We start from the raw sequence: 11309 nt of genomic DNA on the forward strand, positions 1-11309 counted from the left end.
GAGCGCATTGGACCCTGTTGGATGTGCCATGATACTATGTCAAGAAAACGCTTCGGGAGGAACCCCGCGTACCATGTCCAAAACACCCGATTCGGGCAAAGCGGAAGATGACCGGCCTTCGACCGTCGAGCAATATCTGGTCAAGGATCCGGAACGCTTCGCCTTGAACATGGCCCGCATGATCGAGCAGGCCGGCAAGGCGGCTTCCGCATGGGCCGAGCCGCGCGAAAAAGGCGACGTGCGCGATCATGTCGCCGAGCCGGTCGTCGACATGGTGAAAACCTTCTCCAAGCTCAGCGAATACTGGCTTTCCGATCCGCAGCGCGCGCTGGAGGCGCAAACGCGGCTGTTTTCCGGTTACATGACCGTCTGGGCCAACTCCATCCAGCGCCTCAGCGACGGCGGCGAAGACGCCGAAGACGCGGTCAAGCCCGAGCCCGGCGACAAGCGTTTCCAGGACCCGGAATGGGGCCGCAACGCTTTCTTCGATTTCCTCAAGCAGGCCTATCTCGTCACCTCGCGCTGGGCGACCGACCTGGTCGAGCACGCCGATGGCCTGGACGAGCACACCCGCCACAAGGCCGGTTTCTACGTCAAGCAGGTGTCCAACGCCATTTCGCCGTCGAATTTCATCCTGACCAACCCGGAACTGTTTCGCGAGACCATCGCTTCAAATGGCGAAAACCTGGTGCGCGGCATGAAGATGCTGGCCGAGGACATCGCCGCCGGCAAGGGTGACCTGAAACTGAGGCAGGCCGACTATTCGTCCTTCGAGATCGGCAAGAACCTGGCCACGACACCCGGCAAGGTGGTGGGCCGCAGCGACGTCGCCGAGATCTTGCAATATGATCCGGCGACCGAGACCGTGCTCAAGCGGCCGCTGCTGATCTGCCCGCCATGGATCAACAAATTCTACATTCTCGATCTCAACCCGCAAAAATCCTTTATCCGCTGGGCCGTCGAGCAGGGCCACACCGTCTTTGTCATCTCCTGGATCAACCCGGACGAGCGGCACGGCACCAAGAGCTGGGAGGCCTATATCAGAGAGGGCCTGCAATACGGCCTGGACACGATCGAAAAGGCCACCGGCGAACAGGACGTCAACGCCGTCGGCTATTGCGTCGGCGGCACGATTCTGGCGGCCGCCCTGGCGCTGTTGGCGCAGGAAGGCGACCACCGCATCAAATCGGCCACCTTCTTCACCACGCAGGTCGATTTCACCCATGCCGGCGACCTGAAAGTGTTTGTCGACGAGGAGCAGGTCGCGGCCGTCGAAAAGGCGATGAACGAGAAAGGCTATCTCGACGGCACCAAGATGGCGACCGCCTTCAACATGCTGCGATCGGGCGACCTGATCTGGCCCTATGTCGTCAACAACTACATGCGCGGCAAGGATCCCCTGCCCTTCGACCTGCTCTACTGGAACGCCGATTCGACCCGCATGGCCGCAGCCAACCATTCCTTCTACCTGCGCAATTGCTATCTCGAGAACAGACTTTCACAAGGCAAGATGGAACTGGCGGGCCGCGTCGTATCGCTGAAGGATGTCACCATCCCGGTCTACAACCTCGCCTCCAAGGAAGACCATATCGCGCCGGCGCTTTCTGTGTTCCTCGGTTCGAAATATTTCGGCGGCGAGGTCGACTACGTCCTGGCCGGCTCCGGCCACATCGCCGGCGTCGTCAATCCGCCGGCGGCGCAGAAATATCACTACTGGACCGGCGGCAAGCCAACCGGCGACTTCAACGAGTGGCTCGCCAAGGCCACGAACCATCCCGGCTCCTGGTGGTCGCACTGGCAACGCTGGATCGAGGCCAAGGACGACACCCGCGTGCCGGCCCGCAAACCCGGCAAGCACATGAAAACCCTGGGCGATGCGCCAGGCACCTATGTCAAGGTGCGTGTGTAACCTTCTGTAATGTGTGGTGAGTTGACGCGCCGGTAAAAGAGGGCGAAATGGTGTCGTCAACCCTTAAGCACTCTCGATTCTTCTCTAGCCGTCGAAATACTCTGGGGCTTGCGGATTTGACACAGGTCTCGTTTCCGTTCGGGGACAAGGGTTTATTGCGGCGAGACGTTTCGGTGCCGCCAATGAAGTACCGACCGGACATCGAGGGGGAATTTGGTTTTGAAATCAGCAGGATCGCGCCTCGCGAAGGGAGAAAGCCGCGCCATTGCGGCCGCGCTTTTCTCCGTGCTCCTGGCGTCCTGCACCTCGGCCGGCGACCCATCCCTGTCCGTCGGCATGCCCGGCTACAATGCCTCGGCTACCGACACGGCCTCCGGCACCCAACAGGTCACCACTGATTCATCGTCGCAGATGACGACGTCACAAATGACGATGACCGCCAAGGGCGACGCAAGCCTTCCCGAGCAGGTCGCCTCTGTGCCAGCGGCCAAGCCGGGGGCGCAGCCGCCCCAGGGAGGCGCCAAATCGGATGCCGGCTTCCCCGTCCCGGCTAAAGCGGGCGCAGAGACGGCTGCGGGCCAGACGCCGCAGCCACAGGCGGCGCAGACGGTTGAACAAGCCGACGCTGCTGCGCAGAAGACTGAAACCGCCGATGCCGGCACGGCCGCGCCGAAGTCAAAGGCCGAGGCCGCCGCGCCGGCGTTGAACAACCCGGTCTATGTGACCGCCGCAGAGCCGCAGGCCTATGCGCCGAAGAAGAAGGGGTTCTTCGCCTCTTTGTTCAGCGCAACGCCCGCCTCGGCAGCCCCGCAGGCCAGCAACAGGTCGGGCGAGCAACCGCCGGCGGCTCAGCCCAAGGCCGCTCAGCCCAAGCCGGCGGCAAAACCGGCGATCACCCTGGCCTCGGCCAAATCGGCTGAAAAGCCGGTGCAACTGGCTTCGCTCGGCGATACCAGCCATTTCACCGATGACGCGCTGCCTGGCGTGCGCAAGACCGCACTTTTCGAGATCAAGCGCAAATCCGGCCTCGACGACGACAGCGACGTCGATCTGAACGAGGATGACGCCTATCAGGTGGCATACGCTCCCGGGCTTGCCCGGCTGGCGCCCAATGGTCTTTTGAAGCAGACCGAGAATGTCGACGTTGCCTGCCTAAAACCTTCGCTGGTCCGCGTGCTGAAGACGATCGAGGGCCACTACGGCAAGAAGATGATCGTCACCTCCGGCTATCGTGATCCGGCCCGCAACCGCCGCGCCAACGGCGCCAAGAACTCGCTGCACATGTATTGCGCCGCCGCCGACATCCAAGTTCCAGGCGTCTCGAAAGCGCAACTGGCAAGCTATATCCGCAGCATGCCAGGGCGCGGCGGCGTCGGCACCTACTGCCATACCGAATCCGTTCACATCGACGTCGGTCCCGAGCGCGACTGGAACTGGCGCTGCCGCCGGCGGCGGTAACGGCTGCTTCTCCCTCTCGTCCAGCAACGCCCGCAATGTGCAGGACGGCATGCGATGCTGCGTCGAAGCGGGGGAAATCGCCGAAACTGCGCTGTTTTGCGGTCATCGAAAAAAGTTGTCGCAGGTAGCGGCAGACGGGTTGCCGGTTTGGTGCAACGCAACTATAAGCGCTCACATCTGAGCGCGCCCATCGTCTAGCGGTCAGGACACCGCCCTTTCACGGCGGTAACAGGGGTTCGATTCCCCTTGGGCGTACCAGACAAATCAAGCGCTTAGCGCAAATCCGCCTCTCGGCGGCGTTCTGCGGCAGGCCAGCGGCAGCAAGACTTGGGTCGACCCGCTGATTGGTGTGTCCGGCGATGTTGCTCTCGGCAACGAGAAGCGACATCAATTCAAAGGGAGACATGACAATGGCCTACCTTCGCAGCGCATGTTTTGCGCTCTTTGTAGTATCGATCCCCCTCGCTGCGACTGCCCAGAACTCGACACAGGTCGGCACACTGTCGTGCGACGTGTCACGCGGGATCGGCATGTTCGTGGTCGAAAAGCAAAAACTTGCCTGCGTTTTCAAAGACGAGAGCGGCAAGGTCGAAAACTATGCTGGTTCAATTGATCAGTTCGGCGTGGCGCTCGGCGAGGTTGCGGATGGGCATTTGATCTGGGGCGTGGCGGCGGTGACAAGCGGCCTTCCAGCGGGCGCGCTGGCGGGCACCTATACCGGTGTGGGCGCCAACGCATCGTTCGGCGCCGGCGCTGGCGCCAATATTCTCGTCGGCGGCAGCGACCGCTCGCTCTCCTTGCAGCCGATCTCCGTCGAGGGTCAGCAAGGTATCAACATAGCGGGTGGTGTCACCACCGTCACCTTGAGGGCGACTGATTGAGGAACGACTGGTCGCACAACGCTGGGGGCCGCAGAGGACGCGGGTCCTAGGCTGAGCGTGCGCCCAGATTTTCGCGAAGGGCCTCGCGCACGCACTGCGAGCGGGCCCTATTCCACAGCCCATTCGCGGCCCCTCAGGCGAACAAGATCGCCGCTCTCAAATGCTCCCGCCATCGTGAACCCCGATCATTTCTCGATTCCGCCGCCGGGTTGTAACAGAACGGCCAATACATTCTCCAGTTCGGATATCGTCATTCAATTGCTTCGGTGTGACTTTTAAGAAAGCGCTAAGCCAACGGATCCTTCACCCAATATGGGATCAGACCCCATTGCGCAGGCGGACTTCCCGCTATTTCCATTCATACCTGTCGGTCGGCTCAAGGCTGGATTGAAATTTTTGGCGAAGGGCCGCCAGAGCCGCCGTTTTCCCATTCAGGTAGGCATCGAAGAACGACACTGCTCCATCTTGTACAATGCGCGTGTAGCGGGTCTCCTCCTCGGGGCCGTGGGCGTGTGGTCCGTGCTTCAGGCCGGAAAACGCATTGTGGCCAGCACCGTCGAGAACGAGCAGATATTGATGAGGGATGGTCAGCGCTTCGTAAGGAAGGGTCCGCTGTATCGGATCGAATTCCTTGTTGCCGGGCACCGCATTGCCATCTTTCGTGCCGGTGACGTGAAACAGCGGGATATCGATATCGCGGTAAAGGGCGGCCAACTCGCCGCCCTGGATGGGTATGTTCGGGCTCATGACCAAGCCGGCGCGAATTCTTGGCTCCTTGAACGACCACTGCCCGCCCGGACCCATTCTCTGCCCTGCGGCAACCATCGTCGAGACGCCTCCATAAGAGTGTCCGGCCATGCCGATGCGTGTCAAATCCAGGCGGCCGGCGAGCCGCCCCTCGCCGTTCATGCGCGCAAGCTCGCGCAGGGCAAAGGGCACGTCCTGAAATCGCGCGCGCGCCGCATTGGCGTCCCACATGGCTTCACGAAGAATGCGGTAGACTTCCGCAAGAGAGTTTGCCTGTTGCCAGGTCGAACTGTCCGTCCCGGCATGCTGCAGGTGCACCGCAACGTAACCGCGTTCCGCCAGGCGCCGCCCGAGGTAAGGCATCGCCTCGCGCGATCCGCCGATGCCATGCGACACAAGGACCACCGGGTAAGCGCCAGACAGGGGAGCGGGGGCATAAAGCCGGTACGGCACCGAACGACTGCGCGATTCGTCGCGAAAGGCGCCATCAATGACAGTATATCCCGAAGGTGAATCGTCCACGGTTTCGTTCATCCGCCAGTCTCGCAGGAATGTATGCTTGAGAGCCTCTATTGTTCGCCCGGTTCCTTGACCCGCTGGACCGAAAGCCTTAAGGCAATTACAGATAGAAGCCACATCCAAGATTGCCCGTAAGGTTCGTGCTATGGTGGTGTTTGAAACAAGCGCTCACTATTACCGCTTCTTTGCCAACGAGTCTCGTCGTGGCGGCTCTCCCCTCTATGAAAAGCTGTCGCTTGGGATTGCGGACAATGTCGCGCTGCAGCGCCTGGCGGCAGGGCGCAGGAAGGGTCAGCCGGCGGCGAACCTTGTCTTCGGCGCGGTACAGTATCTCCTGCTTGGGGGCGTCGATCATCCTCTCAAGGATTATTATCCGAGTCTGGGCGGAACGCGGCCGGCCGACGATCGCGCATTCGAACTTTTCGCCGCTTTTTGCGGTGCCCACGAAGCCGAACTCGTCGACATCATCGCGAAGCGTGCAACCAACACCAACGAGGCTGGCCGCAGTGCGCTGCTGCTGCCCGCATTCGATCTGGTCGCGCGCGAAGCCGCCGCTCCCCTTGGCCTCGTCGAGATCGGATCCAGCGCCGGCCTGAACCTGAACTTCGACAGCTATGGTTACAGGTATACGGACGGGACAGGCGCTCCGAAGCTGGAGCGGTGGACCGATGCGGATTTCGTCCTTTCCTGCATCCTTGAAGGGCCTGGCGTGCCTGTATTGGGGATGTTCCCGCCCCCCGTTTCATCGAGGATCGGCCTCGAACTTTATCCGACCGATGTTCGGGATGAAAATGAACGCCGGTGGCTCAAGGCGCTTGTCTGGCCCGAGCGCATTGACCGGCTTACAAAACTGGATGGCGCCTTGAAGGTCGCCGCCGCGCATCCGCCCCGGATCAGAGGCGGCGACGCCGTGTTGAACCTGAGCTCTGCGCTGGCGGAGATTCCGCCTTATCAAGCCCGGTGCGTGTATCACACGATAATGGGCTATCAGCTTTCCGGCGATCAACACCGACGCATAAACGATATCCTGTTGGAGGCGAGCAAGACGGCGCCGGTCTGGCGCGTCACCGTGGAAGGCGAGGTCGCACATCCCAACCCCACTGAGACGTTCAATCCTCTCAAGGTCAGCCGATACTTCAATGGCGAGCGCAAGGTCAAAACGCTGGCGGTGTGCGATCCGCATGGACTATCGATGGAGTGGAAAGGCTAGCGCGGCAGAGGCTCACGCAACTGGTTGCGGTTAGACGAGGCCTTGGCAAAGTCCGGTTTGAGCGTCAGCGCCTCGTCAAAGCTGGCGAGTGCTTCATCAAGGCGCCCCAACGCCCGCAGCGTAACCCCCCGATTGTTCATAGCCTGCACGAAATCGGGTTTCGCCGCGATGGCTTTCTCGTAGCAGGCGAGAGCCTCATCATAGCGTTTCAGGCCGCGCAAGGCATGCCCCCTGTTGTTGTACGCAGCCGCGGCTTTCGGATTGATCTCAGTGGCGCGAGCCAGGTAGGTGTCCGCTGCCTGATACCGACCGGCCTGAAGACATAGAACGCCCAACAGATAATTAGCGCCGTAATGCCGGGGATTTGCAGCCAATATCTGCAGACAAATCCTCTGGGCATCCAAAAATTGCTTGCCCCGATGGCGCTGCAGCGCACTCGCAAATTGCTCCTCAATACGCGTAGCCGCCAAAAACTCGTTCAGAAGCCGGCGCGCCTCCAGATTGCTCGGTTCAGTCTCGAGCACCTGCCTGCAACCGCGCTCCGCCAGATGGAACTTCCCCTCCCGACGCAGCTTTCGCACCGACGAAATCACTGAGGGAAGGCTTCTTCGATCCAGCCTGTTTCCGCGGGTCAGGCTGTTGGTGGAGTCGATCCGGACACCCTCTACAAGCCGCTCCTTCGATCCGAAACTATACTTGTACGAAAAATCTCCAGTGCCAAGGTCGTAAGTCCTGAGGCCGTTTTGAATTGCCCAACGGATGCTGTAGGCGTGAAGCACCAGGCCCGGTGGAGGCTTCCGAATTGCGAGATTGCGGCTGACGAGGAAACAGACGAGTGAACGCTTCGACCTGTCGATAAACGCAATGTGTACTCCTAACGGAGTATCGCCTTTCCACAATACGGGCGCGAACAGTACACCCGCCTTGTGGCATTCAAGTAACATATAGCGGCAGTTGGCAATAATACCCTGAGCATAGACTCGGCTTTTGGCCTCCCACTGCGTAAGCCAAAGTTGAAAGAAAATCTCCAGGTCGCTTTGGATTGTCTCAAAGTCCGCCAGGCTTATCCGGTATTCTCCGCTATTTTCGACCTGACGAAGAAAATAACGGACATCACGACGCGTTTTCGGGCCAAGGTTGCCGTCCAGGAACTCGTCCCAATCGGCCGGCAAATCGACATACATATAGATGTCATGATTTATATTTTCGCCTGTTCGGGTTGTATGGCGACGTCGTTCAATCTTTTCTTTGACAAAATCGTTGTCAGAAAAGCTTCCAAGCAGCATTTGACGGCGCTTGGCCGATATCGAAATGTCGTCGAAGTGTAATGCTCTCCAATTCAGCGCCTGCAGGCGATCGGCGAACGACGAAATGACTTGCTCTTCGAATTCGGGCACGCAGATGAAGCCCGTATAGGTGGCAAAATACGAGCCGGCCATCCTTATGCTGCTATAAAACCCGGTCTGCTCATCAAGCCCGGTGACGAGTTGTAGAGGGAAGAAGGCGACATACTCGTTTGTTGCGGGAGACGGCCGCGCAGCCAGGATCACCCAACCTGGGCGTCGCAGCCAATTCGACATCCATGGCCACGACAGGAAAAAGTTCGCCTCCGGATCGGAGTCATATATCCGGTCCCAATTCTCTCTCAGCGGCTCCAAGGCTTCGAATTTGTCAACCAGATCAATCTGCATGCGCTGACCATCACTGAAGTGCCTTACCGAGCGTTTTGCGGTTATTTTTGCCGCTTTCTCTGCCGTCTGAGACTGTGCGTCAAAACATGTCCCACCAGTTCTTCATACTTGATCCCATGCAGGGCGGCCGAACGATAGACCGCCGAGGCCGGCGCCATGTTGCAGGCAATGTTCACTTCGATGAAAACGGCCCGCCGAGTGTCGGGGTCATAACGGAAGTCGAAGCGGGCATAATCGAATGGCGACATCTCGGCCACCAATCGCGCGGTTGCCTCCGAAACCTCCTCGGCGCCCGGTCCGTCGTAAGGAGCGGACTTGTAGGAACTGTTGAGCCCTCGCTTTGCTTCATTGGTCAGAACATTGTCGCCAGGGCGGCCGCGCTCCTCGAAGACCGCCAATGAACCTGGGGGGAAGCCCTCGACAATTGGAACCGTCAGATTGAGGCCCGGCACGAACTCTTCTGCAATGAATTCACGGCCGCCGTGACGCGGATCCGAGATGGTTGCCAGCGCATCCCGCCAATCCGCTTCATTCTCGACCTTTACAATTGCGTCGGAAGCGATACCCCCTCGCGGCTTGACAATCCACGAACCGGGCAGGCTGAACTTATCATTGCTGACCTCACCGGGCTGCATGATCCTGTGCTTCGCGACATCGAGCCCCAAGGAAGCAGCCAGTTGCTTGGCCAATACCTTGTCTTCCGAGACCGCCCGACTTGACGCCGATGCGCCGAGACACGGGACGCCACGATAGGCCGCGATTGCCGGCGCCAGGACCTCGTGACCGTCGAATATCGCATGAGAGTGAATGGCATAGAGGAAATCGAAGTCGAGAGGCCCGAACAGCACCTCGTGCTCGCTCGCCGGCGTGACCCTGAAACCCAGCCCCCGCAGCGTTTCGAGCATGATGGCATGGTAGACTACGTGGTAGCCGTACTTGGCCCGACGCTCCGGGCTGGAGTCGAGCGCATGACGCGCCAAAAACAGCACATGGGTTTGCGCCAGCTCTTCCGGCGATGGGGTCAACAAATATTCCAACGTCGGCATTTATGAGCCTGATGTGTTCAAAACGCTTTCCCATGCTTGCATCATGGCTCGAGCCGGTCAAGCAGAACCACGAGCAATATCCTGGGTGGCGCTGAAGGTCGAAATGGTACAGATCCAGATTGAGATGATGGCCGCACCGACTTGTAAAGAAACGCAGGAGCAATTCGGGGCTCCCGGTTGTCCTTTGACGGGAGTCAAAGCCCAGGCTCCAATGTAGAAGCCTGCTTGCTTCCGAGAAAATTCCCCAGGGCATGGATTGCGTCTATCGTATGCTGGGCATTGTCTATGCGAGCCCACCTATTTTTCTCTGCATTTGTCCTGATGGCGCCTCGGTACACATAGAAAGGAAGAGGAGACTCATCCAGCTTTTCTCTATACTGCAAGGATGCGATGTTTTTCAACGAGATCATAATAGCGTCAAGGTATCGCCCTGCTCTCACCTCATCCCCTGTCCGCCGCGCCATCTCGAATGCATAGGCCAGTCCCTCGGTGTAAACTCCGTCCGAGGACGCGTGCGGAAGGCCGTACTGAGGGGTTGCTGGATTGAAGAATCGTCCAATCCTGTACGACCGGTCCTGAAGTTCAAGCAATTTGTCGTTCAGAGTAAACACCGCCTCGGCGAATTTGTCGGCTTTCGTCAACTCATATAGATGCCGATAAGCGATGGTGTGCCAAGGGACGTATGCCGGGTAAAAGTTATCTGCGATATTGCGGACATATTCCTCTAAATAGAATTCTGCACTACGCGCCGCTTCGTCGAAATAACGGGTTAATCCAGTCCGGAAGTAATATTCGAGCAAAGCTACTAATGCTTCCCCCGAGTAAAATGTTAAGAGGTATTTTTCGTCGTAGGAATAGTTCGGTTCCTTCAGCCAAGCGCGAAAGGACCCGTCTGCATTCTGAAGCGCAAGGATACCATCCGCGGCTGCACTAGCCTTCAACTGGAACTGTTCAAAGTGAGGGCTTGCCGAGAATGTGCGAAGCAGCATCGCATTCGCCCCGAGCTTTGACTTGCCATCATATTCAATATAACCAATACCACCCTCTTCCCTATACCATGTATTCATGATGAATGACAAATTCCGGCGATGAACAGGGCGAAGCGAGAGATTTCCTACGCTCATTTCCGCTAACGTGCGCGACGACATAAGCTGCCTTAGTTCATTGTTTTTTTCAGATTTCTCGCCCGTATACGGATTAATACTGTAGGTAAACAGGCCCTTTTTTCCAACATTGCGGATTATCCAGGCTTCCGCCAAGTCGCGGATCCTTGCCATCTCCTCCGGCAGCGACACGATTGTCCGTCGTTCGGGAGACCGTTCGGCCCGATGAAAGTTCGTCTTCGGCATGAGGCGTTTGGAGGTTTGAATCCGGTGGGCGGACATGGTTTCGCCGAGATGATCGAGTTTTGGCTGCTCTTCAACTGTCGACTGTAACGGCACGGTCTATGCGGTGGCAACGGCCTCGGCTGTAGGGCCGGGCTCCAAATGAGCGTAGAGAGCCGTGAAGTTCCTGGTTTGTCGCTGCAATTGAGGGCCGGTCTGCGACGAAGCCCGGCGCGGAGGAGTGAAGATAGCTTCGCGGCCGATAGTCACCCTCGCGCGGGCCCTCCAGTTCAGTATCCCAAACGGAAGGTGAGCGTCTTCCGACGCTCACCTTCGCGATTATCTGGTGGGTCGTTAGCCGCCGCTGCCGCCGCTGCCGCCGCTACCGCCACTGCCGCCACTGCCGCCGCTACCGCCACTGCCGCCGCTACCGCCGCTCCCGCCGCTACCGCCTCTACCTCCACTGCCGCCGCTTCCTCCGCTGCCGCCGCTGCCGCCGCTGCCGCCACCGCCGCCGCCGCCG

Annotated in this window: 9 protein-coding genes and 1 tRNA gene; 5 read left to right on the plus strand and 5 right to left on the minus strand. The window is 59.2% G+C overall.

Annotation, left to right across the window (positions count from 1 at the left end):
• Positions 1 to 73 precede the first annotated feature (73 nt).
• The 4 genes from AC0L16_RS20345 (at position 74) to AC0L16_RS20360 (ending at position 4248) form a co-directional block, all read left to right on the plus strand.
• The gene (locus AC0L16_RS20345; protein WP_473622831.1) at positions 74 to 1909 is read left to right on the plus strand and encodes a PHA/PHB synthase family protein; all 1836 of its coding nucleotides are present in this window, start codon (positions 74 to 76) and stop codon (positions 1907 to 1909) included.
• Positions 1910 to 2122: 213 nt separating this feature from the next.
• Positions 2123 to 3367 carry a YcbK family protein gene (locus AC0L16_RS20350; protein WP_473622833.1) on the plus strand — a complete coding sequence of 415 codons (1245 nt, stop codon included), beginning with the start codon at positions 2123 to 2125 and terminating at the stop codon, positions 3365 to 3367.
• Between the two features lie 183 nt (positions 3368 to 3550).
• A tRNA-Glu gene (locus AC0L16_RS20355) sits at positions 3551 to 3625 on the plus strand.
• A 101-nt stretch (positions 3626 to 3726) separates the two neighbouring features.
• Positions 3727 to 4248, plus strand: coding sequence for a DUF992 domain-containing protein (locus tag AC0L16_RS20360; protein WP_473622834.1), 522 nt, complete (start codon positions 3727 to 3729; stop codon positions 4246 to 4248).
• Positions 4249 to 4596: 348 nt separating this feature from the next.
• On the opposite strand, the gene AC0L16_RS20365 is transcribed toward AC0L16_RS20360, so the two are convergent.
• Positions 4597 to 5529: an alpha/beta hydrolase family protein gene (locus AC0L16_RS20365; protein WP_473622836.1), complete on the minus strand. Its 933-nt coding sequence runs from the start codon at positions 5527 to 5529 to the stop codon at positions 4597 to 4599.
• A gap of 130 nt (positions 5530 to 5659) precedes the next feature.
• On the opposite strand from AC0L16_RS20365, the gene AC0L16_RS20370 reads away from it, so the two are divergent.
• On the plus strand, positions 5660 to 6724 hold the full coding sequence (locus AC0L16_RS20370; protein WP_473622838.1) for a DUF2332 domain-containing protein: 1065 nt from the start codon (positions 5660 to 5662) through the stop codon (positions 6722 to 6724).
• On the opposite strand, the gene AC0L16_RS20375 is transcribed toward AC0L16_RS20370, so the two are convergent.
• The 4 genes from AC0L16_RS20375 to AC0L16_RS20390 all read right to left on the minus strand — a co-directional run.
• Complete coding sequence (locus AC0L16_RS20375; protein ID WP_473622840.1) at positions 6721 to 8415, minus strand: GNAT family N-acetyltransferase; 1695 nt, start codon at positions 8413 to 8415, stop codon at positions 6721 to 6723. The genes AC0L16_RS20370 and AC0L16_RS20375 overlap by 4 nt on opposite strands.
• A 41-nt stretch (positions 8416 to 8456) precedes the next feature.
• Positions 8457 to 9404, minus strand: coding sequence for a D-alanine--D-alanine ligase family protein (locus tag AC0L16_RS20380; protein WP_473622842.1), 948 nt, complete (start codon positions 9402 to 9404; stop codon positions 8457 to 8459).
• A 251-nt stretch (positions 9405 to 9655) separates the two neighbouring features.
• Positions 9656 to 10903 (minus strand): glycoside hydrolase family 88 protein, encoded by a 1248-nt coding sequence (locus tag AC0L16_RS20385; protein WP_473622844.1) that lies wholly within the window; start codon positions 10901 to 10903, stop codon positions 9656 to 9658.
• Positions 10904 to 11076: 173 nt separating this feature from the next.
• On the minus strand, positions 11077 to 11309 hold a 233-nt coding region (locus tag AC0L16_RS20390), incomplete at its 5' end, for a hypothetical protein (protein ID WP_473622845.1).

The organism is Mesorhizobium sp. WSM4848, from assembly GCF_055811375.1.